This window comes from Armatimonadota bacterium (genome assembly GCA_013359125.1).
Lineage (GTDB): Bacteria > Armatimonadota > Fimbriimonadia > Fimbriimonadales > GBS-DC > JABWCR01.
On sequence record JABWCR010000007.1, the window covers coordinates 24948 to 47933 of the forward strand.

General features: G+C 57.9%; 23 protein-coding genes. 8 read left to right on the forward strand and 15 right to left on the reverse strand.

Going from position 1 to position 22986, the window contains the following annotated elements; genetic code table 11:
- Positions 1-20: 20 nt before the first annotated feature.
- From HUU60_05000 to HUU60_05015, 4 genes are read left to right on the forward strand one after another with little or no spacing between them, the layout of a single operon-like run.
- Complete coding sequence (locus HUU60_05000; protein NUL82068.1) at positions 21-392, forward strand: hypothetical protein; 372 nt, start codon at positions 21-23, stop codon at positions 390-392.
- Positions 392-1615 carry a hypothetical protein gene (locus tag HUU60_05005; GenBank protein NUL82069.1) on the forward strand — a complete coding sequence of 408 codons (1224 nt, stop codon included), beginning with the start codon at positions 392-394 and terminating at the stop codon, positions 1613-1615. Before HUU60_05000 ends, HUU60_05005 begins: the two co-directional genes overlap by 1 nt.
- Entirely contained in the window at positions 1593-3131 is a 1539-nt protein-coding gene (gene hutH / locus HUU60_05010) for a histidine ammonia-lyase (protein ID NUL82070.1), read from the forward strand. The genes HUU60_05005 and hutH overlap by 23 nt, the downstream gene beginning before the upstream one ends.
- Positions 3128-4006: a formimidoylglutamase gene (locus HUU60_05015; GenBank protein ID NUL82071.1), complete on the forward strand. Its 879-nt coding sequence runs from the start codon at positions 3128-3130 to the stop codon at positions 4004-4006. Before hutH ends, HUU60_05015 begins: the two co-directional genes overlap by 4 nt.
- Here the strand turns inward: HUU60_05015 and HUU60_05020 are convergent.
- From HUU60_05020 to tadA, 10 genes are read right to left on the reverse strand one after another with little or no spacing between them, the layout of a single operon-like run.
- The gene (locus HUU60_05020) at positions 3993-4757 is read right to left on the reverse strand and encodes an enoyl-ACP reductase (protein NUL82072.1); all 765 of its coding nucleotides are present in this window, start codon (positions 4755-4757) and stop codon (positions 3993-3995) included. The two genes, HUU60_05015 and HUU60_05020, sit on opposite strands and share 14 nt — an antisense overlap.
- On the reverse strand, positions 4758-5255 hold the full coding sequence (locus HUU60_05025) for a GerMN domain-containing protein (protein NUL82073.1): 498 nt from the start codon (positions 5253-5255) through the stop codon (positions 4758-4760).
- A complete protein-coding gene (locus tag HUU60_05030) occupies positions 5248-6054 on the reverse strand; it encodes an FHA domain-containing protein (GenBank protein ID NUL82074.1) in 807 nt (268 codons plus the stop codon). Before HUU60_05030 ends, HUU60_05025 begins: the two co-directional genes overlap by 8 nt.
- Positions 6054-6881: a hypothetical protein gene (locus HUU60_05035; protein NUL82075.1), complete on the reverse strand. Its 828-nt coding sequence runs from the start codon at positions 6879-6881 to the stop codon at positions 6054-6056. Before HUU60_05035 ends, HUU60_05030 begins: the two co-directional genes overlap by 1 nt.
- Before the next feature lies 1 nt (position 6882).
- Positions 6883-7992, reverse strand: coding sequence for an alanine dehydrogenase (gene ald, locus HUU60_05040; protein NUL82076.1), 1110 nt, complete (start codon positions 7990-7992; stop codon positions 6883-6885).
- A 10-nt stretch (positions 7993-8002) separates the two neighbouring features.
- Complete coding sequence (locus HUU60_05045) at positions 8003-9286, reverse strand: MFS transporter (GenBank protein NUL82077.1); 1284 nt, start codon at positions 9284-9286, stop codon at positions 8003-8005.
- Positions 9283-10323, reverse strand: coding sequence for a prepilin peptidase (locus HUU60_05050; protein NUL82078.1), 1041 nt, complete (start codon positions 10321-10323; stop codon positions 9283-9285). Before HUU60_05050 ends, HUU60_05045 begins: the two co-directional genes overlap by 4 nt.
- Before the next feature lie 7 nt (positions 10324-10330).
- Positions 10331-11548: a type II secretion system F family protein gene (locus HUU60_05055; GenBank protein NUL82079.1), complete on the reverse strand. Its 1218-nt coding sequence runs from the start codon at positions 11546-11548 to the stop codon at positions 10331-10333.
- 27 nt (positions 11549-11575) lie between these two features.
- A complete protein-coding gene (locus HUU60_05060) occupies positions 11576-12757 on the reverse strand; it encodes a type IV pilus twitching motility protein PilT (protein ID NUL82080.1) in 1182 nt (393 codons plus the stop codon).
- A 22-nt stretch (positions 12758-12779) separates the two neighbouring features.
- Positions 12780-14540, reverse strand: coding sequence for a Flp pilus assembly complex ATPase component TadA (tadA, locus tag HUU60_05065; GenBank protein ID NUL82081.1), 1761 nt, complete (start codon positions 14538-14540; stop codon positions 12780-12782).
- 159 nt (positions 14541-14699) lie between these two features.
- On the opposite strand from tadA, the gene HUU60_05070 reads away from it, so the two are divergent.
- Positions 14700-15494 (forward strand): hypothetical protein, encoded by a 795-nt coding sequence (locus tag HUU60_05070; GenBank protein ID NUL82082.1) that lies wholly within the window; start codon positions 14700-14702, stop codon positions 15492-15494.
- Between the two features lie 45 nt (positions 15495-15539).
- On the opposite strand, the gene HUU60_05075 is transcribed toward HUU60_05070, so the two are convergent.
- Positions 15540-16313, reverse strand: coding sequence for a PEP-CTERM sorting domain-containing protein (locus HUU60_05075; protein NUL82083.1), 774 nt, complete (start codon positions 16311-16313; stop codon positions 15540-15542).
- A gap of 144 nt (positions 16314-16457) precedes the next feature.
- Between HUU60_05075 and HUU60_05080 the strand changes: the two genes are divergently transcribed.
- Complete coding sequence (locus HUU60_05080; protein NUL82084.1) at positions 16458-17579, forward strand: M20/M25/M40 family metallo-hydrolase; 1122 nt, start codon at positions 16458-16460, stop codon at positions 17577-17579.
- Positions 17580-17751: 172 nt separating this feature from the next.
- On the opposite strand, the gene HUU60_05085 is transcribed toward HUU60_05080, so the two are convergent.
- The 4 genes from HUU60_05085 to HUU60_05100 form a co-directional block, all read right to left on the reverse strand.
- Positions 17752-18663, reverse strand: a complete 912-nt coding sequence (locus HUU60_05085) for a hypothetical protein (GenBank protein NUL82085.1) — start codon at positions 18661-18663, stop codon at positions 17752-17754.
- A 66-nt stretch (positions 18664-18729) separates the two neighbouring features.
- The gene (gene hpt / locus HUU60_05090; GenBank protein ID NUL82086.1) at positions 18730-19287 is read right to left on the reverse strand and encodes a hypoxanthine phosphoribosyltransferase; all 558 of its coding nucleotides are present in this window, start codon (positions 19285-19287) and stop codon (positions 18730-18732) included.
- Between the two features lie 25 nt (positions 19288-19312).
- Positions 19313-20863, reverse strand: coding sequence for a glutamine-hydrolyzing GMP synthase (gene guaA / locus HUU60_05095; GenBank protein NUL82087.1), 1551 nt, complete (start codon positions 20861-20863; stop codon positions 19313-19315).
- Between the two features lie 84 nt (positions 20864-20947).
- On the reverse strand, positions 20948-21148 hold the full coding sequence (locus tag HUU60_05100; GenBank protein ID NUL82088.1) for a hypothetical protein: 201 nt from the start codon (positions 21146-21148) through the stop codon (positions 20948-20950).
- A gap of 192 nt (positions 21149-21340) precedes the next feature.
- On the opposite strand from HUU60_05100, the gene HUU60_05105 reads away from it, so the two are divergent.
- A complete protein-coding gene (locus tag HUU60_05105) occupies positions 21341-22504 on the forward strand; it encodes a D-alanyl-D-alanine carboxypeptidase (protein ID NUL82089.1) in 1164 nt (387 codons plus the stop codon).
- Positions 22494-22973 (forward strand): DinB family protein, encoded by a 480-nt coding sequence (locus HUU60_05110; protein NUL82090.1) that lies wholly within the window; start codon positions 22494-22496, stop codon positions 22971-22973. Before HUU60_05105 ends, HUU60_05110 begins: the two co-directional genes overlap by 11 nt.
- The last annotated feature ends 13 nt before the right edge of the window (positions 22974-22986 follow it).

Genomic DNA, 22986 nt, shown 5'->3' on the forward strand with positions numbered 1-22986 from the left:
CGGTAAAAGGAGCGATGAACATGGCGGATCAATATGCTTACAAGATGAACATCAGCCCGGACGAGGCGGATGCCCTGCAGCAAGAAATTCTCTCTGCGCTCAACAACTCTGGCATTCAGGCGCCGGCAGGGCCTTTAGTCTCGGCCGACGCCCCTCCAGAAGGCGCCTTTGGCTTTGCCGACGGCGTTGGCGGATTCTTGCTGAGCGCCTGGAAGGAACTGACCAAGGTGCCTGGCGCGGTCAAGAGTCTGGCCGACGGGGTTAAGAACTGGCTGAGCCAGCGACCCAACGGCACCGTTACTCTGGAATGCCCAAATGGCAAGAAACTGAGCGTGCGCGCCAACATGAACGGCGAGGACATTGCCAAGATACTCGAAAGCGGATGTGACTAATGGCGCTGCCGTCGCGGATCGATCCGCTTAGCTGGACGATCTTTGTAGAGCATCCCAAGCCAGAGATCGATCCAACCGAGATGTGGGACAACCCGTCGTTCTATCCAGAGATGCGCCACATCCTGCACGAGAGCGTCCACTTTTGGCACAGCATATCGACCTTCCAGGGCATATACCTTGCCTTTGATTGCCTTAAGTCGATGAACGCCTTGCGCTTTGCCAGCCGCAAAGGCGAAGACCTGACCCAAATCGGCGCAGATTGGACGTTCGAGGGGTACAAACCCTTCCAACTTCTATCAGACTTCTATGCGAAGGCGCCGGATCCGCCGCTCTCGACGTCCCACCTGTTCGAGGGCCTCGCTCGCTACTGGGACGTTACGATTTGCGCCGGATTCACGTTTGATGGAATCGTATCGAGCTTGATCAAGGAAGATTCGCCCACTTACAGCGAAGCTTACGCGCACGCTTACGACACGGTGGGCAACGTTGCCTTTATCATTTTTCCCATTTTCGCTTATCTCGCGCTTTGCTCTGAGGAACCCGTTCGCTGTTTCGACACATCGTTGAAGATCTATGCGGACGATCCCTTTGAAGTGCCTGTGGGCATGAATTTTCAAGAGGCCTGGCTGATCGCATGGGGCAACGCGGCAAAGTGGGGGCGATTTTACCCCGTGCCTTATGGGCCGATGTCGTGCTACAAGACCGCGCACAAGAGATATGTCAAATGGAAGATGCAGTATGCGGGCCTGGTGCCGGAGGACTTTCCGCTGACCGGCCATCCGATCTTGGAAGACAGCGTCCAAATGATGATGTCGCTGGCCAAGCACAAGTGGCCGGACAAGAGCGAATACGACCTGGAGGTAATGTTCTTGGAGGAGTTTGTTTTCCCGGGCAATCCGTTCTTTCGTCAACGGTTGTTGCTCGGCTTTCATCCTCCGGTCATTCATTTTTCGGACGGCGGCTACTGGGTATCGCCGACTCAGGGGTTTAAGGAAAAGCCCGACTTCTTTGCCAAGAGCATGGCAGATTTCTCGATGATCATGGGCGCTGCGAACGGCCTGCTGGCGCGGGCGAAGGGTAAACCGACGAAGCACGGCTGCCCGCACGCCGAGTGCCCCGTGCATCCATTGGGTCTCTGCTCCTTCGTGCCCGATTATCCTGCTGCGCACGAAGATTGCTACGTCAAGCCGCTCATCAAGCATGAGTTTGGGATTGCGCTATAATCAACCCGTGGGCAGCGAGCACGATTCGATCCGCAAAGTCGTCCGCGTCGCTCGCCGTCAAGATAAGCTTGAATTAACCCCTGACGACCTCAGCCGGATGGACGATGCGCATCGCCGGCTGCAGGCGCTCTTCAACACCGGAGAGACCATTTACGGCGTCAGTACTGGCTTTGGTCCCCTCAAGTCCGAACGTATCAGCCTCGAAAAAGCCTCCCAACTGCAGACCAACCTTATACGTTCCCATGCTTGCGGCGTCGGCCCGCCGCTAAAAGAAGACCAAACCCGCGCAATGATGGCGCTCTTAGCGCTTTCGCTCTCTAAAGGCGCATCGGGCGTTCCGGCCAGCCTTGCACAGGCAGTGGTCGATCTGCTCAACAACGATATCGTGCCCGTCGTTCCCAGCCGCGGATCGTTGGGCGCCAGCGGCGACCTCGCCCCGCTCGCCCATGCCGCGCTCGTGCTCATCGGCGAAGGCGAAGCGGTCTATCAAGGCAGGCGGATGCCGGGTAGGGAAGCGCTCTCGGCGGCGGGTTTGTCGCCAATCGAACTCACCCCTAAGTGCGGTCTGTCGCTGATCAATGGCACCCACGCGCACACGGGCATCGCCTGCTTGCTGTGGACCGACATGGAGCGGCTGATCAAGACTGCCGAAATCGCCGCCGCCATGAGCATCGAGGCGATGTTAGGTTCGGCTAAGCCCTTTGGCTCGGTGGCCCGCCTCAAGCCCCATCCGGGGCAGTTAGCGTCGTCGGCCAACCTTGATCGGCTGCTGGCTGGAAGCGCTATCGTCGCTTCGCACGCCGGGTGCGCCGAGGTTCAAGACGCCTACTCTATGCGATGCGCGCCCCATGTACTGGGCGCCGCTCGACAGACGCACTTGCACTTGGGCGAAACGCTCCTGCGAGAGCTTGAGAGCGTTACCGATAACCCGTTGCTAGTCGATGGAGAAGCCGTCAGCGCGGGGCATTTTCACGGTCAAGCGGTCGGCTTCGCGCTCGATTATGCCGCAATGGGGCTGGCCGAGATCGCCTCGATCAGCGAGCGGCGCGCCGCCCGAATCTTGGACGCCTCCATGTCGCGCGGGCTGCCGGCCTTTTTGGTGGCCGAGCCGGGTCTGAACTCTGGATTTATGATTGCCCAGTACACCGCCGCCGCGTTGGTGTCGGAGAACAAGACCTTATGCCACCCTGCCTCGGTCGATTCGATCCCGACCGGCGCCAACCAAGAGGATCACGTCTCGATGGCGATGACCGCCGCGCTCAAGGCGACGGATGTCCTTAAGAACGCCCAAACCGTCGTCGCCATCGAACTGCTCTGCGCCGCTCAAGGGCTCGAGTTTCGCAAGCGGGAGACCGGCTTGAAAGCAGCAAAAGGCACGGGGACTGCTCTCGAAGCCGTCCGCGAAGCCGTGCCGTTTTTAGAATCGGACGCGCCCCTAGCGCCGATGATCGAGAAAGTCCTGCAGATCGAAGACGTGGTCGAGCGGGTGGAGCAGGCGATCGGTGAGATGGTATGACCCTGGATCGCCGTTTGGGCGATCTGCCCCAAGCGCCGCTGGATGCCGCGGATATCGCGATTATTGGTCTGCCCGATGACAGGGGCATTGTAGCCAACAACGGTCGACCGGGCGCCCGCCAAGCGCCAGAAGCCATTCGACGCTATCTATACAAGACGACCCCTGGCCCTAAGGGCGCGATCGAGAAATTGAAATGGATCGATCTAGGCGACGTTGATCCGGGCGACAGCATCGAGGCCATGCACGAAGCCGGCGCCGAGATGTGCAGAACCGCGCTCAGCGCCGGGGCCGCTGTTATCGCTTTGGGCGGCGGGCACGATCTTGCGCACTGCGATCTGAGCGCTCTGATGGACCGCACGGGCGGGCCGGTCGGCGTGGTCAATATCGACGCTCATTTAGACCTTCGAGAATACGACCAGGGCATCAATAGCGGCACGGCCTTCCGAAGGCTCATCGACCGAGGCCTTGAACCGGGCAACTTGATCGAGTTTGGCATTCAGGCGCACTCCAATGCTTCGGGCTATCTCGATTATGCGGCCGAGAAGGGCGTTGAAGTTTATCCGTGGGAACATGTTCGAGACGATCCGGTCGGCCATCTGCAGAACATTTTTGGGCAGTTGGCCGAACGAACGTCGGCGATTGGCGTCAGCTTCGATATCGATTGCGTGGCCGGGATGGCCGGTTGCAGCGCACCTTCGCCCATAGGTCTAACGCCCCAGCAAGCGCTCGATATTGCACGTCTGAGCGCAAACTATGCCCGTTCATTCGGAATCTTCGAAGTCTCGCCGCCGTTAGACGTTGCCGATCAAACCAGCCGTCTAGCAGCCCTGATGGTCTGGACGATTCTCTACGAACGCTCGCTCAAAGCGCCATGATGCTGTAGCCCGCGTCCACGTAGATCGTTTCGCCCGTTATTCCTCGCCCCAGATCGCTGAAGAGGAACACTGCGGCGCTCGCCACTTCCTCTGGATCGGTATCCCGTTTCATCGCCGATTTGCTTCGTACATGTTCCAGCATCGAGTTGAAGTCCCGCACGCCGCGGGCTGCCAAAGTCTGTACCGGGCCGGGCGAAAGCGCATTGACCCGAATGCCTCGAGGGCCAAAATCCCATGCCAAGTATCGGACCGAGGCCTCCAATGCCGCCTTGGCTACGCCCATCACGTTGTAGTTGGGCGCCACGCGCTCGCCGCCCAGATAACTAAGCGTCAGAATGGAGGCCGAATCGCTCAGTATGGGGTCCAATGCTCGACAAGCCGCCACCAAGGTATAGGCGCTCGTCTCAAGAGCAATTTTGAACCCCTCGCGAGAGGTCTCGACAAACCGACCCATCAAATCATCCCGCACCGCGTAGGCCACGCAATGCGCTACGAAATCGACCTGTCCCCACTCTTCTTCCAACCGCTTGGCCACGCCGATAATCTCCTCATCGTGATTGAGGTCGCACTGCAAAGCCAAAGCGCCCGGAAGTTCGGGCAACAACTTCTCCATGTGATCCTTCAGCCGTTCGTTCTGATAGGCCACCGCCAGTCGCGCGCCTTGGGCTTGGCAGGCCCGTGCTATAGAGAACGCCAAACTACGATGGTTGGCCAATCCAAAGATGACCCCGCGCTTGCCTTCCAAAAGCATCTATTTCTCCCTCTCCACTGGCAAAGCCTGAGTAATATCGATATGCCCGCCCAAAGTCTCAGCCTCTTTGCCTTCTATCAGAATCTGCACCTTGTCGATCTCGGGGAAGGAGCCAGCCGTGCGCACGATGGCGTTGATCAAGGCGGCCTCGCCCGTCGAGCCTTGCTCAAAATCCGTCGTCATCGCGGCGTTAAAGTTCAGAACGAGGGTTTTCTCCTTCACCTCTGCGCCCAACAGCTTCGCCGTGCGGGGCGCTTCTTGACTTTCTTGCAACAGATGTTCGAACGTCGCTTGATAGGCGTTCTCCGCACCCTCCAAATTGAGCGCTTTCTTGTCATAGACCGTCTCGCCGTCTTCGGTCCTTGGTACAAAGACGTGCACTTCGTTCGGCGGTTTGGGTGGTTCGGGCGGCGGCGTTGGATTTAAGCGCAACCAAGTAATGACGCCGACTGCCAGCACTAGTACCACAAAGAGAGCGACCGCGAAGATGTTACGCATCGTCCTCGCCCGGTTCTTCTTCGACGGCCTCTGCCCACTCTAACCGATATTCGGACTGCCCGATTTTCGCAATCGCGTCCTCAGGCCATTCGGTCGCGACGTTCGGTGTGATCCGACCCTCGTTGATGTAAACGCCGTTTGCGCTGCCGAGGTCGGTGATCTTTACAAGGTCGCCCACCAACTCGATCGTTGCGTGTTGGCTGGATACGTAGGGATCGTTGATCGCGATGTCGTTGCCGGGCTTTCGGCCAACGCCATTGACGCCCGATTTAAGAGCGTATCGCTGATCGCCGCTCACCATGTAGGCAATGGCGGGCGCTTCGGGCGGAGGCTCCGGCGCGACAAAGCCTTCTGGTAGCTCGAGCGTCATCAGTATGCTGCCAAACTTGATCGATGCGCCGTTGGCCAGCCCGACTGGTTGTTCTGGCTCGACAGCGACATCGTCCACTTTGGTGCCGTTCGCACTGCCCAAATCCTCGATGGTCGCCGTATCGTCCGCTATCGTTATCTGTGCGTGTTTGCGACTGACCGCCGGATCGTTGATCAAAATGTCCGACGCAGAGTCTCGGCCAACGATGTTGACTCCGGCCTTCAATAGGTGCGTCTGCCCCAGGCCGTCCACCAATTTGGGCACGGCTTGAGGCTCTTGCTCTGTTTCCGGCGCGCCGCCGACTAACAGCAAGCCGCACTCTATGCAATAAACCTCTGCAGGCGGATTGACCTGGCCGCAGATAGGGCAGTTGGCGGGTGCCAAGGTCATCGTGGCTTCGGGAGCGGACATCTGGATCGTGTTTTCCATTACTTTAATCCTACCCAAGCGCCGCCTTCGCGTCGCGATTGTTCGGCCGCTTGGTGTATCTTCACCGCTTCGAGCGACTCTTCGATCGGCCAGGGCGAGCGTCCCGTCTCGAAGAAGTCTAACATGCTCAATGCTTGATTTCGATAGAACCCGGCAAAATCCTTGACAACCTCTGTTACGTATTCGCCGCTATATTTGGCGCCCATTTGCCAAGAAAGAGAGTCCCACAGATTGTCCGCCGTTCTCAATTCGACAAATGCGCGACGATCGCCATAATCCAGCGCGATCAATCGACAATTCTCCGTGCCCGTGTCGATGACGCGGCGAACCCCGACGCCCATCAAGCGCTGCACCATAGAAAGGGTATGAATGCCATACCCGAACAACTTGCCCATCCCCCGGCCAAAGGCTTCTTCGGGCTGCTCGCGGCCTTCAAATGCCTCAAACTCTACCGCGCAGCGCAAGGCCGATCCGCTCATGATCGGAGTCTTATGTTCTGCGGCCAATGCGACGATCTCCTCGGCTTCTCGCGTCTCAAATGCCAGCATCTTGTCGATGAAGGTCGGCTTACCAAACGGCAAAACCACGCGGCAAAGATCAAGATGGCGCTCGATATTGTCAGGGGCCAAGAGCATGGTCGCATCGGCCGCATTGACTGCGTCTTCGATCGAATCGGCGCGCGACACGCTGTTCTTAGCTGCCCAATCATCGCCATCTGGGTGGCTTTCCCAACAGGCTGCAACTTCGGCGCCCTCCTCGCGAAGCAGTTTGAGGAAGGTGTTGGCGTGGTAATTGTTCAGATGGTGATCGATAAAGGCAATTCGCATCTCAAAGCGCCTGCCCGGCTGAAATGTACGGATAGCCGAACAGTTCGGCAATCGGCTGAAGGGTTACTTTGCCTTCGATCACGTTGAGACCTTGCAACAGGAATGGATCATTGCGCAAAGCTTCGCGCGCCCCGTGCTTTGCGATCTGCCTGACGAATCCTAGGGTTACGTTAGTCAAAGCATAGGTGGAGGTTCGTGCGACCGCGCCCGGCATATTGGCCACCGCGTAATGCACGACGCCTTCTTCCACATAGGTCGGGTCGCTGTGGGTGGTCGGTCGCGTCGTCTCGGCAACGCCGCCCTGATCGACGCAAACGTCCACCAAGGCCGAGCCGTCTTTCATCTCTTTCAGCAAGGCGCGGTCGATCAGTTTAGGCGTCCGCTCGCCGGTCAGGTAGATCGCTCCAATGGTCAGATCGGCCTGCCGCACGGCATCTCGCAAGTTGGTCGGATTGGAATAGAGCGTCTTGACATTGGCCGGCATCACGTCGTCCAGATAGCGCATTCGTTCTAAGTCGAGGTCCAAGATCGTAACCCTTGCGCCAAATCCAGCGGCGATCTTGGCTGCGTTTGTGCCGACGACGCCCCCGCCAATGATAACGACCGATGCGGGCGGCACTCCCGGCACTCCCGACAGCAGCACGCCTTGGCCCTTGTGGTGCTTTTCCAGACAGGCCGCTCCAGCCTGAACGCTCATACGGCCGGCAATCTCGCTCATCGGCGTCAATATCGGCAGTTTCTCGTTCGCATCGGGGATAGTCTCATAGGCGATGCAAATTGCGCCCGATTCGACCATCGCTCGGGTCAAGTCGGCGCTGGCTGCAAAGTGAAAAAACGTGAAGAGCGCTTGGCCGGGACGAATTCGCGGAAACTCTTCTGACAGCGGCTCTTTGACCTTGACGATCAGATCGCTTTGCGCCCAAACTTGGCTCACGTCCGCCAAGGTTGCGCCCGCAGCCGCATACTCGTCATCGGACAATCCGGTCCCGACGCCCGCGCTTTGCTCAACGATGACTTTATGGCCGTCCTGCGTGAGCCGATGAACGCCCGCCGGGGTCATCGCCACGCGATGTTCGTCCTTCTTCACTTCCTTGGGTACGCCGATGACCATCCTTGCCCTCCTATTGCGGCTGAACGCGCATAGATTCCGATTCTACCTGCTGTACGGGCGCCTCGTCGAGTTTGCGAAGCAGCGCAGCGCCGGCCAATACATAGATCGGAATGAAAGCAAAGACCGCCCGCCATCCCAAGCCGGGAGAATATCGATTGAGGGCGTCGGCGACTGGGCCGGCGATCATTGGCGCTACCACTTGTGGCAAAGTCATCGAAATGTGCCAGATCGCCATGTATCGACCGGCTTCGTCTGCCTTGGGCACTAAGTTTGCGGCCAACGCCCAATCGACCGCGGCAAAGGCTCCCCACGCGATTCCGAAAAGAACGCCCAACAGCATCACCGCGCGAAAATCGCTGACCAGCAGAAATGCTATCGCCGCTGCGCAGAGAAGACCGCTGCACATGAAGATAATACTCTTCTTGCTGTGGCGGTCCGCGTTGCGCGCGACCATAAAGGTGCCGATCACGCCTGCGAAGGTTACAATCTCGAATAAAATGAACGCAGACTTAAGATAGCCGTCGCCAAGCCCGATTGAATCGCGCAGGTAGAAGGTGATGAAGTAGACCGCTGTATAGAACCCCGCGTTGAAGAAGAACCGCGAGAGGGTCAGTAGCCGAAAGTTGGGCGCGTCTTTCAGACGGATATCGAACACATGGCGCAGTTTCACCTTGGCATCCGCAGGATTTTTCGGACTCCAGGGCTTCTCCCGCAGCCCACAATGCGTCCAGAGCATCGTGGATAGCAGCACGCCCCCATAAACCCATCCCACAAGCCTCATGCGCGCATCTGCAGACCAATGGGATAGCAGCATCGGCTCCTTGTCAAGGAGCGCGCCGACCAGCGCAAGCCCTAAGCCCGTTCCCAATAGCGTCATCGCCCCCATATAGCTCGACGCAAGCCCATGCCGATGAGGCGGCACGACATCGGGGATGACCGCTTGATAGGGCCCGTTCGCCCAGTTTAGAAAGAACTGAATGGCCGCAAAACAGACCATCAGCTGCCAGAACGAGCCGCTGTAAGTAAAGAGAACGATGAACGGGATGCACCATATCACCCCATGAAAAATGAACGGCCGGCGTCGGCCCCACCGAGACTGGCAACGATCGCTGTAAGGCCCTGCGATCAGTTCGACAACGGTGGAAAACAGCGCGCCGCCAGCCGCCAGCACGCCCAAATAGGCGCCATGAGATTCTTTGGGTATGAACTCGGCAACGCGCTCCTGCAAGACCAGCGTCAACATGCCCGCCCAAAAAAAGCTGACGCCGAACCAGAACACACTGATGGCGATCATGGCCCGCCCGTGATGTTATCCAGATAAGCCCGAACCAGCGAGGCTAAGGGGTTGGCAAAGATCAGCGTCAGGATCGCGCCCAAAGCCATGCTGGGGCCGAATGGAATGGCGCCAACTTGCGGCGGTTCGTCGTCCAGTTCTTCCGACTGTGTTGAGCCAAACGTCCGCTCCAGCCATTCGTCGATGCGTCTCTTGATGGCTCCCGGGAGAAACAGATAGAGCACATCGAGCCACAGCAGGTAGAGGATCGAAAAGAAGAAGAGGGAAGCGATCGATTCGGGAACGTAGGATTCAAGTTCTTCGCTCGTATCTATAGCCGGATGCAAGCGCGCATAGATCATCCCAACAACCCCAAAGACCAATCCGAGCATGACGGCCAAACCAAAGGAGACGACCGCCGCCGGCGCCATCAAACAGGCGCCGATCGCCCTGGCTAGCTTGATGTCGCCGTGTCCCATCGCGTCCTTGCGAAACGCGATCCTCCCCAAGAGGCTGATGAATACAAAGATGCCGGCGCCGACTGTCGCCCCGATCAGCGCATTTGATAAACTTAGGCGCCCCGGTTCGGCCCAATCCCAAGGCGTGGCCAACCTGCTTGCAAATCCGGCGACAAGCAACCCTATGATCAGCGCAGCCGCGTTCAACTCGTCCGGAATAATGAACCAGCGCAGATCGATCATCGAAAGCGCGAGCAGGCATGAGCAAAACGCCGACAGTCCCAAAAACGCAACCCAAGATTCTCCTTGCACCAAATGCAGATGCCAAAACCATGCCCAGATAGCCGCATTGACGATCTCTACCAACAAGTATCGAACGGGGATCGAGGCCCTGCAGTGCCGACAACGGCCTTGCTGAACGAGATAACTCAGAATCGGGAAGAGATCGAGCGCGGTCAGTCGCGTTTTGCAGTTAGGGCAGTGCGACGGCGGATGGACGATGGAGAGCCCGGCCGGCAAGCGATAAATCAGTACATTGAGAAAACTGCCTATTGCCGCCCCGAAGGCGATGCCGAAGACAACGCTCCAGGGCGGCAGCATATGCCGATTATTGGGCTTGGCTCAGGTTGCTGATAACGCTGATCATTGGCAGGAACATCGCAATAACGATGAAACCGACCACGAAGCCCAAAAGTACGATCATCAACGGTTCGATGGCTGCCGTCAAACTGGCCAATTGCGCCTCCACCTCGCCCTCGTAAAAGTCGGCAATCTTGGTCAGCATGTGGTCGAGCGAACCCGATTCCTCGCCGACGCTGACCATATGTACGACCATAGGCGGAAACTGCCGGCTTTTGGCCAACGGATCGGCGATGCGCTCTCCTTCGCGAATTCGCGCGCGGGATTCCATCACTGCTTCGGCAATGATCGAGTTGCCCACGACGCCCGCGACCGTTTCTAACGCTTGTAGGATCGGTACGCCCGAGACTAACAGCGTGCCCATGGTTCGGCTGAATCGCGCCATGACGATCTTGTGGTGCAAAGGGCCGAAAACGGGCATTTTCAGTTTCATACGGTCGACAGTGCGCCTGCCTACGCGAGTGCTGACAAAAAGCCGGTAAGCGACTAGCAGCACCAGCAACGAGATGATCAGCACGTACCAACGATTGGCGACGAAAGCCGAAAGGTCGATCAAGAACTGGGTCATGAACGGCATGTCCTTGACGCCCAGCTCCTTGAACAGGTCGGCAAACTGCGGCACCAGCCACGTTACCAGGAACGTAACGATGCCGATAGCCGCGATCAAAACCAAAGTTGGGTAGGTCAATGCCGACTTGATCTTGCGCCGCAGTTCTACGTCCTTCTCTAAGAAGTGCGCGATGCGCTGAAGCGATTCTTCTAACACGCCGCCGACCTCCCCCGCTCGGATCAGACCGATGATCAGCGGAGAGAACGCCTTCGGGTGTCGAGCCATCGATCGCGACAGGCTCTCGCCCGATTCGACGCGCGCCGACAGATCCATCAAGATCTTGCGCAAGCGAGAATCGCTCGTTTGCTGTTGCAGCACGTCCAAGCAGCGCACCAGCGAAACGCCTGCGTCGAGCATTGTGGAGAATTGCCGCGAGAAGATCGAAAGGTTAGAGAGTTTGACCTTCCCATAGCCGCCAGAGGGCACGCGCTGGCCGCCCTTCTCCTGCGTCATTTCAAGGACGACAAAACCCTCTTCCTGTAACCGCTTCTTGAGTACTTCGCCGTTTTCCGCTTCGGCGCGTCCGCTACGGGTCGCGCCGCTTTCGTCTCGAATGGTGTACGCAAAGGTCGCCATTGCTTATCCTCTCTGAGCGTTCTCGCTCTATAGTCCGCCTGGTCGGCTAGAGCCGGGAGCGGTCGTGCCGGTGGAAGACGGCGCGAGCATCTTCTTCAACTCGTCCGTATTGATGGCGCGGGCCATGACTTCTTCGTAGGTAACGGTGCCGCGCATGTAAAGATCGCGCAGGCACATGTCCATCGTCTGCATTCCAACGTTCGCGCTGGTCTGGATCATGGTGTGAATCTGGTGCGTTTTGTTCTCGCGAATCAGGTTTCTGACGGCGGGAGTGGCGGTCATCACCTCGATGGCGGGCACTCGTCCGGGCTGTCCGGCTCTGGGCAACAGCTGCTGGCTGATAATGGCCTGCAAGTTGTTGGCCAGTTGGATTCGAATCTGTTCCTGTTGGCCGGGCGGGAAAACGTCCACCATTCGGTCGATCGATTCGGCGGCGTTGTTGGTGTGCAGAGTGGCCATGACTAAGTGGCCCGTTTCCGCGGCTGTGATCGCCAATTGTATGGTCTCAAGGTCTCGCATTTCGCCTACGAGGATGACGTCCGGATCCTCTCGAAGGGAAGAGCGGAGTGCGTTTGCGAACGACTTGGTGTCTTGGCCCAGTTCGCGCTGGTTGATAATACTGAACTTGTGGGTGTGCAGGTACTCGATCGGGTCCTCGATCGTAATAATGTGCACCGAACGCTCCGTATTGATCTGGTTGATCATGGCGGCAAGCGAAGTCGATTTGCCGGAACCGGTCGGCCCGGTAACCAGGATCAGGCCTCGAGGCTTTCGGGTCAAATCTTCCAAAATGCCTGGCAAGTGAAGTTCTCGAATGGTGGGGATCCGTTGCGGAATCAATCGAAACGCGGATGCGACCGCGCCCTTGTCTCGATAGACGTTGACGCGGAAACGAGAGACCTTGCCGAGAGCATACGACATGTCCAGTTCCATCGTCGATTCGAACCGCTGAATCTGCTCGTCCGTTAAAATGTCGTAAACCAGACGCTGCGTTTCGGGCGCAGAAGCCTTCTCGTAGTTCAAGCGTATCAACTGCCCGTCCACTCGAATGATCGGCGCTTCGAACGGCACTAGGTGCAGGTCGGACGCGCCCTTTTCGGTTACGATGTAAAGCAGTTCGTCGATATGGATCTCTTCAAGGCGGCGCGCCTGTCCGGCTTGCTGTTGCGCCTCCTCGGTTGTCGTCTGTTGAGCGCCGGGCAGTCCCATGGGCGTCTCCTCCTTGTGCAATTTAGTAGAACCCGGCGGTAAAGACGACCCGCATCACTTCTTCGGGCGTCGTAACCCCTTCGAGCACTTTGACCAATCCGTCTTCTCTCAGCTCTTTCATCCCGTTCGCCTTTGAGGCTTCCTTGATGTCGGCCAAAGGCGCGCGCCGAACGATCAGTTCGGCAATCTCGTTGTTGACGACCATCAGTTCGTAAATCCCAATTCGGCCTCGGAATCCCGTAAAGCGGCACTGGTCGCAACCCGCTCCGCGCCACAGTGTAACCGTGTCGCCCTGTTCCTTTGGATTGAATCCAAAGCGTCTAAGTTCCGCGCCTTGCGCCTGATACGGCTCTCGGCAGTTCGAGCAGATCTTTCGGGCTAGCCTCTGCGCCATGATTCCAATGACGGTCGCTGCGATCAGGTATGGCTCGACGCCCATGTCCACCATACGAAGGGTGGCTGACGGCGCATCGTTGGTGTGAAGCGTGGACAAGACTAAGTGTCCCGTCAGCGATGCTTCGATCGCGATCTCGGCCGTCTCCAGGTCGCGCATCTCGCCGACCATGATAATATCGGGGTCTTGCCGCAAGAAGGCGCGGAGCGCGTTGGCAAAGGTCAATCCGGCCTTTCTGTTCACCTGGACCTGCGAGACGCCTGGAAGCTGATACTCGATCGGGTCCTCGATCGTAAGGATGTTCTTTTCGACCGAGTTCAACTTGTTCAAAACGCTGTACTGGGTGGTGGTCTTGCCGCTTCCCGTCGGTCCGGTCGATAGGCACATTCCGTTTGGCTGGATGACCAGTTCTTCCAATCGGGCTTGCGTGTCGGGCGTAAAGCCGAGCTTGTTCAACCCGAGCAGGACGCTCGTCTTATCCAGAATACGCATAACGATCTTCTCGCCCGCAGGCGTTGGGATCGAGGATACGCGCAAATCGAAGTCTTTGTTCTGATACCGAATCGGTATGCGTCCGTCCTGCGGGATTCGCTTTTCTGCGATGTTCATCTCGGCCATGATCTTGAGGCGCGAGATGAGCGGCGGCTGGACGTACTTGGGCAAGGTGAGCACTTCGTGCAAAACGCCGTCGATTCGGTAGCGAACGCGAACGTTGCGATACGAGGGCTCGACGTGAATATCGCTGGCTCGCTCGTTGATCGCGTTCTGGATGATGGTGTTGGCCACCCGAATGATCGGGCCTTCTTCCGATTGTCGAACGGCATCGTCGTCATCGACGTCGGTATCGCCGCGCGCGCTGTAGGCCGCAATGTCGCCTTTCAGGGCGCTCATCATGTCCATGCCGCGAGCAACGTTGGCCGCGGGAGGCCCGCTCGAATCGCCGCTGTCCCCGCTGCCGGCGCCGTAGGTCTTGCGAATTGCGTCCTCGATCGCGCCGGGAGACGCCATAGCCGGTATCACTTGGCATCGCGAGGCAAGGCGCACTTCGTCAATGGCCAAAACGTCTCGCGGGTCGGCCATCGCTACCCATAGACGATCGCCTTCCTTGCGCACGGGCACGATGTTGTGATGGCGGGCGATGTTCTCCTTGACAATATTGGCGGCAGAGGGATCGACCTGCACGCGATCCAGATCGATGTAGGGAACGTTCAGTTCCGCAGCCTTGGCCTCGTACACGTGCGTCTCCGAGGCGAAGTTGTTGGCGACTATAACCTGCCCAAGGTCTTGATTCGTGCTCTGCTGTATCTTTATCGCTTCATCAAGCTGCTCTCGGGTGATATACCCCTTTTCGACCAGGTACTCCCCCATTGATTTTCGCAGCATGGCCATTCTTCACTCTCCGGCGCACCCTGGTGCCAAGATGCCGATTAGTATAACACAGTTCGGCAAGCGCCGAGCCGTTCCTGTCGATTGTACGAAACATCGTCCGATATTGGTATACTACGTTCAATGCGCGCCCGCGTGTTCCTGCGCGATAGGAGGATTTCGATGACAAGAAACGCCGTATGGACAATTTTGGCATGTTTGGCCGTGATCTGCTCCCATGCCCAGCAGGGCGGTGCCCGGGGGAATCAGAACGACGGACGCACCGACGTTCGCGATGTGTTGGCACAGCTTGAAAAGAAGCACGAAGTTCCAGTCTGGTTCGACGCGACCGTAACGGGTCGAGTCAATCCGAAGGTCGAAGCCGAAGATTTAGAAGGCGCTCTAAACGAAGTAACCCGCCAAGTAGTCGGAATGACCTGGCGAAAAGTCTTCGTCCGAAAAGAACTGGGCGCCCAACCGGACAAGGCGAAGATTCTCGCTGCCGTCCGCAACCTTTTGAGCATCGAGGCGAGCGGATTGATGGTATTGGACACCGCCAATAGCCGTGTGAACTCGTTCATCAAAGACTGGCCGGTCGATTCCGAGTTTGAAAAAGGCCTGGAGAAAATGGAGCCGGCCTACCGAGGCGAACCGATCTACGTTGTGGTCAATCCGCGCGCGGTTTCCGCATTGGCGGCCTCGATGGGGTCGGAAGGCGTGGATCGATACCTTTCCATGCAACAGAACATGCTCGACATGCTAGGGCAAATGACGCCCGAAGAGCGCCAGAAAGCCATGCGAGAGGGCATGAACATGTGGATGAACATGAATCCGGAGCTGCGCGGTCAAATGATGATGGAGGGCATGCGCATGGGCATGGACATGTGGGAAAAGATGCCCGAAAGCGAACGACGCATGATGATGGAACAAGGCATGAGGATGTTCGAACAGTTTATGGGCAATCCTCGCCGACCGTAATGTATCGAAGGGCGGGCATTGCGCCCGCCCTTCGATTTGTCTACTTCACCGTTCTCTCCTTCGCCCTAACAGCCCTAACCCCAGCATCAGCGCAATCATCGATGCCGGCTCGGGCGTTAAATAGGCGCCAGCAACCTCGACCGTGCCCTGATCGTGCGGATAGGTAACCCAATTGGTGTTCAACAGACAGGTTCGAAGCGTAACGCCTTCTTGTCCGACTGGCGACAATCGAGTCGTCGAAATCACGACCTCCGTTCCATACGGAGTGTCTTCTCTGACCCGTAAGAGAAAGTGGCCGACGAACGTAGGCGGCACGTGTTGCATCCCGCCGGCGAACCCGATCTTGAAACCGGCGCCGTGTCCGGTTGCAAGATCGAACGAACTGTCCCATGGACGCAAGCTGTTCGCATAGAGCGTGCCTGCAGCCGCCGTCATGATGCGCAAGTTTGAGTAGTCGAAGTCCGGATGAACACGGGCGTTCATACGAGGGTCGATGCCGTATCGGTGAATCTCCAGATATTGCTCGTTGCTGTCGTCAGGCAGGCTATCGGCAAAGTCCATAAAGAAGTTGCCGATCGTCAACCGTCGGTCTGTGTTGCGAAAGTCCAGGTCGATTCCGAGCGTAACCCGAATGTACTGTCCGGCATCCGCTACGAGAGAGGTGTTCGGGCTGGTCGGCGAATAGGGAGTCGGTTCGGTCAAAGGCGGGGGCTCGTCGTAGGGGCCGGACAAATCCAAAAAAATCCGGGCAACGCCCTGGCCCATGGAAGATGAGATCATGAGTACAACGAACAGCAGTACTGCGAGAATGCGATGCATGATGAAACCTCCTATTGCATCTGAAAGATACATGTTAGTACTCAGATAAACCTCACAATGTTCCCGAGGTTTCCAAATGGCTTGCGTCTCAGGGTATCCTTGTGGTATACGGGCGTCTACCGAGCGCCAGGAGGCCGCAAATCAATGATCGATCGTGAGCAGTTGGTCGAACTCTTCATCAATCTATGCCGCATCAACTCGCCGCCAAGGCAAGAGCGCGAGGTCGTTGACTTCGTCAAGAACTACCTATCGAACCTTGGTCTCTATATCAAAGAAGATCGGGCCGGCGAGGCCGTCGGCGGCAACGCGAACAATGTGATCGCAACGCTGCCCGCCAATCGCTCTGGCGCTCCAAAGATCTTCTTCAGCGCGCACTTCGATACGGTCGAACCCAATCCGAATCTAAGGGTTGTCATCAAGGACGAGATCATCAAGTCGGACGGCACATCTATTCTGGGCTCGGACGACAAATCGGGTATGGCAGCCATTCTCCAGGCCGTGCGGGCTGTCGTGGAGAACGACTTGCCGCATGGCCAAATCCAGTTGCTCTTTTCCATTTGCGAAGAGGTCGGACTGCTGGGCGCGCGCCATCTCGACATGGCTTTGGTAGATAGCGACTACGGATTTGTATTCGACTCTGGATCGCCGGTGGGCACGGTGATCAACTCGGCGCCGACCCATGATTCTATGCGATTCAAAGTGATCGGTCGCCCCGCCCATGCCGGAGTGCAGCCGGAGAAGGGCATCAGCGCGATAAAGATCGCCGCCGATGCGATCAGCCAAATGACGCTCGGCCGAATCGACGAGGAAACCACCGCCAACATTGGCGTCATCGAGGGCGGTACGGCCAACAACATCGTCTGTCCAGAAGTCAACGTGCGCGCCGAGGCCCGGAGCCGCAGCGTCGAAAAGGTCGATGCCCAAACGCGCCATATGATTGATTGCTTTGAGCAGGCAGCGGCTCGAGCGGGCGGACAGGTCGAAGTTCAAAAAGACCGCCACTACACAGGCTATTTGCTGACCGACGACCAGCCTCAAGTCAAGTTGGCGATGGAGGCTATCCGGGATGTCGGGTTGGAGCCAAACTTCCGTCCGACGGGCGGCGGAAGCGACGGCAGCATCTACCTTGATCGCGGCCTTCCGAGCGTCGTGTTGGGCACCCCGATGGAGCACATCCACACGCATCAAGAACAGACCCCCATCGCAGCCCTGGTCAAAAGTTCCGAAATCGCCCTCGCCATCATCCGGCGGGCAGCAGGCGCCTAGCCCCATGGACTGCCGCGATTGCAATCTCTATGAGGACGGGAAGTGCCGCTCGGGCAAGGTCAACCCTGCGCGGAAGGAGGATGCGGCGCTGGCCGTCAAGTTCTTCGGCCCGCGATGTCTCTGCATCATGAACCCGCATAGAGAGCCGATTCTTCAGCGCATGTACGAGCCGTCAACCGAGCCGCTTGAGCTCCCTCAAAGCGAGCCTTGCGACGGCGGTCGCCGGTCGATGTCGCGCGGTCTTGATCTGAGCGTTCGGATAGTGCGATAGGATCGCCTGACGGAAAAGGCTCAGATAGAGTTTGCTCCGAAACATCCCGCCCGACAGCGCCCATACGACCGGTTCGCTTCTGTCGAACCAAGCCTTCGCGCCGCTCATCGCGTCCGATGCCAACTGTTCGACGCCCTCTGCCACAATGCAATAGGCGACCTTGTCCTTGCCGTTTTCAGCCAATTCGCAGACTTTGCACGAGAAAGAGGCAATCTTATGGCGAGGCGTCCTTGCCTGATAGAAAACCGGCACCAAGTCCCGAGGTTCCGCAACGCCAAAGTGATCCAGCGCGGCCTGTAACAGCGCCGTCTTAGGCCCGCGAGCATCCGCAAACCGCACGGCCGCCCGAAATGCCCGGATAGCCGTATCATAAGCGCTTCCTTCGTCGCCCAAGAGACTGCCCCAACCCCCGCACTGACCGACCAGCTCGTTGTCTCGAAAGTAGCCGATGTTCGATCCGGTGCCTGAAATGACCGCGACGCCTTCGGCGTTCAGGCTGCCGGCGATCGCCATGGCCGCGCGCATCTCGTCAAATCGAAACAACTTGGGCTTGGGAGACTGTCGGGTCAGCCAGCCGATGTCGCTTGGCGCTCCGGCGGAAGCGACGCCCACTGCCCGAATTTCGCCCTTTACACCATCCATCGCGTCTGCGACGGCGCTCTTGATGTTGGCCCGAGTTTCCTCAGCGCTCACAAAGTTCGGGTTGGAAGGCCCAGCCTTGCCATATCCCAACAGTTGCCCGGCGTCCGTGATGGCGGCGCACTCCGTCTTCGTGCCGCCTCCTTCTATCCCCAAGATTACGAGATTTGCCATTTCAGTTTAAGCAAGCGTGCGACAAAAGGCCAAAAACAGTGGAAGAGCCGTCCGGAAGGCGCAACTCTACCGCAAGATCGGCGGATCGATCTTCAATACGCCGATAAACGGCAGATTCCTGTACTTCTCTTCGTGATCCAATCCATAACCGACCACAAACCGGTTCGGGATTGAGAACCCTTTATAGTGCACCGGAACATCGACTTTTCGCCGCTCTGGCTTATCCAACAGCGAACAGACCCGCAAGGATGCGGGCTCCCTTGCCATTAATAAGTCAAGCAGATAGCGCAGCGTCAACCCGGTGTCCACAATGTCTTCGACAATCAGCAGATGTCGACCGATGCACTGCGCGTCCAGGTCCTTTAGCAGCCGCACGACGCCCGACGATTCTTGACTGCCCGCATAACTGCTGATGGCCACAAAATCGCAGGTGATCGGCGCATGAACCGCACGGAACAGATCGCTCATGAAGAGCATAGAGCCTTTCAGAACGCCGATGAACACGGTGTCCAATCCGGCGTAGTCCTGCTCGATCTGCTGCCCTAATTCCCGAATGCGGTTCTGGATCGCGTCGGCCGGGATGAGCTCCTCAACCTCGGGAAAGAGTTTTGTCCAGTCTTGCATCGCAGCCACCGCGCTCATATTTGCTTCACTCCCATTCGATCGTCGCCGGCGGCTTGCTCGACAAGTCGTACAAGACGCGGTTGACGCCTTCCACTTCGTTTACTATCCGATCGGCGATTCTCCTCAACAAAGTCCAAGGCAGTTCTGCCGGTTCTGCGGTCATTGCGTCCTCGCTGGTTACGGCCCGCACGACGATGGCGCTTTGATGCGTGCGCTGATCGCCCATGACTCCTACGCTCTGCGTCAAAGGCAATACTGCAAACGATTGCCAAATGCGACCCAGCCATCCGTCTTGCCGAAGTTCGCGCATTACAATGGCGTCGGCCAGGCGCAATCGCTCCAGCTTCTCCGACGTCACTTCGCCTTCTATGCGCACGGCCAAGCCCGGGCCCGGAAAAGGCTGCCTGTGCACGATCGACTCCGGCAGTCCCAACTCCAATGCGACCGATCGAGCCTCGTCTTTGAACAACATCCTCAGCGGTTCGATGGTCTCCAACCGCATCCAAGAGGGCAATCCTCCCACGTTGTGGTGCGTCTTGATCTTGGCCGCGTGAGCCGAGCCGCTTTCGATCACATCGGGGTAAAGAGTGCCTTGCGCCAAGAAGCGACAGTCGCTCACTTCGTCTGCCGTCTCCTCGAAAACGCGCACAAACTCCTCGCCTATGGCTTTGCGTTTCTCCTCGGGGTCCGTAACTCCTGCAAGTCGATCGAGAAATCGATCGCGCGCATCGACCGCTACCAAATGGGCAGGGAAGTAGCTGGTGAAGAGTTCTCGAACCTCCTCGGCCTCGCCCTGCCGCAACAGTCCGTGATCCACAAACACACAGGTCAGCCGGTCCCCGATCGCTCGGTGCACCAACGCGGCGGTCGTACAAGAGTCCACCCCGCCGCTCACGCCGCAGACAACCCTTGCATCGCCCGTTTGTTGCCGAATCGCCTCGACCGTCTCCTCTACAAAGTGCACGGGCGTCCATTCGCCAGAACAGCCGCACACCAGATAGAGAAACTGTCGTATCAGCGCAGATCCAAACGGCGTGTGCGAAACTTCGGGATGAAACTGGACGCCATAGAGCTTTCTCTCAGGATCGCTCATGGCCGCCACCGGCGCGTTGGAAGTAACTGCCGTAGTCCTAAATCCAATAGGCGGGCTCTCGACGCGATCGCCGTGGCTCATCCAACAGGTCAATTCTCGCGCCAAGCCCTCGAACAGCGCATCCTTCTCGGTAATCCGCAACTGAGCGCGGCCATACTCTCGATGCTCTGCTCGGACGACTTCGCCGCCCAGTTGGACCGCCATTAACTGTAAGCCATAGCAGATCCCCAAGATCGGAATGCCGAGGGTGTAGAGGTCTTCGTGGAGAACCGGCGCCCCTGGATCATAAACGCTGCTGGGTCCGCCGGAAAGGATGATGCCGGCCGGATTGCGCTGGCGAATGGAGTCTAACGGAAGCGTGTGCGGCTCGATCTCGCAGTAAACGTTCTGCTCGCGCACTCGCCGGGCGATCAGCTGAGTGTATTGCCCGCCAAAATCGAGAATGAGGATTGTCTGGCGCTGCGCAGTGGGCAAAGATGACATGCGGCTAATTATATCTCATAGCCCCATTTGGATTGGCGGGGAGGCAGCGCGCGTTCCCCGCCATTCTGCTTGGGCCGGATCGCTCTACTTGGTCTCGAGCGGCGTTGCCTGACCGACTTTGCCGGGCTCGGTCGATGGCTTCGGCGGCGGTCCGCTTGTAGGCTGGTGCTTGCCGGTTTCACCGCTGTCGCGGCTGTTCATCCACATGTATCCGCCAGCCGCAACGACAAGAAGAACGACGAGAACGATCACGATGGCCATCGGCGTTGAGATTTGGTTCTTCATGCTTTTACCTCCTGGTTGAGATTTGGATTGATCGAGAGAAATCGGCGTTGAATAGTACGGAAAATCGTTCGATTGCCCTTCTCTCGCCCTGCCCGCATCTCCAAGAATCCCTCCGTGCTTTTGTAAGCGATATGATATTACTCCATCTCGCTTCATTTTCCTGCTTTGGCCTCTGGGCTATAATTATTGGTCGTGAAGAGGCCATATCTTCTCCCCGCTTTCTTCTGCCTTGTTGGGATGGCTGTCGGCCAATCCCCCATTGTTCTGTCGTATCGCCAGCCAGAGGTCAAAGCAAAGGCCGCGATCCTCGTCGATGTCCGCACAGGCCAAGTTCTCTTCGAGAAGAACGCCGATCAAAAGCTTCCGCCCGCAAGCGTTACCAAATTGATGACCGCGCTCATCCTCATGGAAAACTGCCAACCGGACGAGATCGTCCGCGCATCCGAAAGAGCGACGAAAACCCCCAGCAGCTCCATGCATTTGATGCGAGACGAGGAGGTATCGGTTCACGGAATGCTGCAGGCGCTGCTTCTTCGGTCGGCCAACGACGGCTGCGTGGCGGTCGCCGAGCATGTCGGCGGATCGCTGGAGAAGTTTGTAGACAGAATGAATGCAAAGGCCAAAAGTTTGGGCGCAACGTCGACAACCTTTCGCAATCCGCACGGCCTGCACGACAAGGAGCATCTATCGACCGCGAGAGATCTGGCGAAGATCGCCCTGGAAGCCATCAAGATCCCCTTGATCAACGAAACGGCCAAACTCCCAACCTGCTGCATTGTGCGAAGCATGAACCAGGAAGACACCGTCTTCATCTCGCCTAATAAATTTCTTGGCAAATACCAATGGGCCGATGGGCTTAAGACAGGCTATACTCGACAAGCCGGCCCGTGTCTGGCCGCGTCCGCAACGCGAGACGGGCGCCGACAAATCGCAATCATCCTCAACAGCCCCGACAGAGACTCCGACGCCATCGCTCTCATGGAGTATGGCTTCAACCAATGGACGGCAGTCCCGCGACCGCCCGACACGATCAAAGCTAAAGTGGGCAACCGCGAGATCAAGGCCGTTGCGGGCCAAGTGCAGGAAGCGCTGGTGCCCGCCGTCGCGGCCGCGTCGTCCAGGTGGGTTGTCGAAGTCGAGCCCGAACGAGTCAGCGCCCAAGAAGGCGACGTGATCGGCAAAGTGAAACTCTTGGGCGAGGGCGAACCCTTGGTCATGGCCGACCTGGTCTCCATGGAGAGCGTCGGCCCGCCGACCCATTGGTCGCGCGTCTTCGGAGCGCTTTTTCTCGGGGCGGCGGCGCTGGCCTACACCGGCAGGCGAAAACGACACAGGAGACGCCCTCATGGACGTTAAAGCCGCTCTTAAGTCGCAGTATCTGGCCGGTCTCGCCATGCTCCGTCAAGCCATCGAGCGATGTCCCGACGACCTTTGGCTGTCTGGCGAGCATCCGCGCAACTATTGGCGCATTGCCTACCATACTATCTTCTATACCGACCTCTATCTAAGGACCGGCGAAGAGGCCTTCGTGCCTTGGACCAAGCATCGAGAAGACGTGCCATGCCTATGGGAAAACCCGCCCGTCGAAGAGCCTTACACCAAAGAAGAGACCATCCAATATCTAAACGAAGTCGTAGCAAACCTTGATGACTTTCTTGCGGCGCTCGACCTCTCGGCAAAGGAGACCGGATTCCACTGGTACCCGATACCCAAACTCGACCACCAGATGATGAATCTGCGGCACATTCAAGGCCATGTCGGGCAACTCTCAGAACTCTTGATGGCGCGCGGCATCGATATCGATTGGAAGGGCGCCGTCCTCTAAGACGACTGGCCCA

What these genes read in the sequence shown, in the direction of transcription:
- HUU60_05000 (NUL82068.1), top strand. Translation starts at nt 21, where the DNA reads ATGGCGGATCAATATGCTTACAAGATGAACATCAGCCCGGACGAGGCG.
- HUU60_05005 (NUL82069.1), top strand. Translation starts at nt 392, where the DNA reads ATGGCGCTGCCGTCGCGGATCGATCCGCTTAGCTGGACGATCTTTGTA.
- hutH (NUL82070.1), top strand. Translation starts at nt 1,593, where the DNA reads ATGAGTTTGGGATTGCGCTATAATCAACCCGTGGGCAGCGAGCACGAT.
- HUU60_05015 (NUL82071.1), top strand. Translation starts at nt 3,128, where the DNA reads ATGACCCTGGATCGCCGTTTGGGCGATCTGCCCCAAGCGCCGCTGGAT.
- HUU60_05020 (NUL82072.1), bottom strand. Translation starts at nt 4,757, where the DNA reads ATGCTTTTGGAAGGCAAGCGCGGGGTCATCTTTGGATTGGCCAACCAT.
- HUU60_05025 (NUL82073.1), bottom strand. Translation starts at nt 5,255, where the DNA reads ATGCGTAACATCTTCGCGGTCGCTCTCTTTGTGGTACTAGTGCTGGCA.
- HUU60_05030 (NUL82074.1), bottom strand. Translation starts at nt 6,054, where the DNA reads ATGGAAAACACGATCCAGATGTCCGCTCCCGAAGCCACGATGACCTTG.
- HUU60_05035 (NUL82075.1), bottom strand. Translation starts at nt 6,881, where the DNA reads ATGCGAATTGCCTTTATCGATCACCATCTGAACAATTACCACGCCAAC.
- ald (NUL82076.1), bottom strand. Translation starts at nt 7,992, where the DNA reads ATGGTCATCGGCGTACCCAAGGAAGTGAAGAAGGACGAACATCGCGTG.
- HUU60_05045 (NUL82077.1), bottom strand. Translation starts at nt 9,286, where the DNA reads ATGATCGCCATCAGTGTGTTCTGGTTCGGCGTCAGCTTTTTTTGGGCG.
- HUU60_05050 (NUL82078.1), bottom strand. Translation starts at nt 10,323, where the DNA reads ATGCTGCCGCCCTGGAGCGTTGTCTTCGGCATCGCCTTCGGGGCGGCA.
- HUU60_05055 (NUL82079.1), bottom strand. Translation starts at nt 11,548, where the DNA reads ATGGCGACCTTTGCGTACACCATTCGAGACGAAAGCGGCGCGACCCGT.
- HUU60_05060 (NUL82080.1), bottom strand. Translation starts at nt 12,757, where the DNA reads ATGGGACTGCCCGGCGCTCAACAGACGACAACCGAGGAGGCGCAACAG.
- tadA (NUL82081.1), bottom strand. Translation starts at nt 14,540, where the DNA reads ATGGCCATGCTGCGAAAATCAATGGGGGAGTACCTGGTCGAAAAGGGG.
- HUU60_05070 (NUL82082.1), top strand. Translation starts at nt 14,700, where the DNA reads ATGACAAGAAACGCCGTATGGACAATTTTGGCATGTTTGGCCGTGATC.
- HUU60_05075 (NUL82083.1), bottom strand. Translation starts at nt 16,313, where the DNA reads ATGCATCGCATTCTCGCAGTACTGCTGTTCGTTGTACTCATGATCTCA.
- HUU60_05080 (NUL82084.1), top strand. Translation starts at nt 16,458, where the DNA reads ATGATCGATCGTGAGCAGTTGGTCGAACTCTTCATCAATCTATGCCGC.
- HUU60_05085 (NUL82085.1), bottom strand. Translation starts at nt 18,663, where the DNA reads ATGGCAAATCTCGTAATCTTGGGGATAGAAGGAGGCGGCACGAAGACG.
- hpt (NUL82086.1), bottom strand. Translation starts at nt 19,287, where the DNA reads ATGCAAGACTGGACAAAACTCTTTCCCGAGGTTGAGGAGCTCATCCCG.
- guaA (NUL82087.1), bottom strand. Translation starts at nt 20,863, where the DNA reads ATGTCATCTTTGCCCACTGCGCAGCGCCAGACAATCCTCATTCTCGAT.
- HUU60_05100 (NUL82088.1), bottom strand. Translation starts at nt 21,148, where the DNA reads ATGAAGAACCAAATCTCAACGCCGATGGCCATCGTGATCGTTCTCGTC.
- HUU60_05110 (NUL82090.1), top strand. Translation starts at nt 22,494, where the DNA reads ATGGACGTTAAAGCCGCTCTTAAGTCGCAGTATCTGGCCGGTCTCGCC.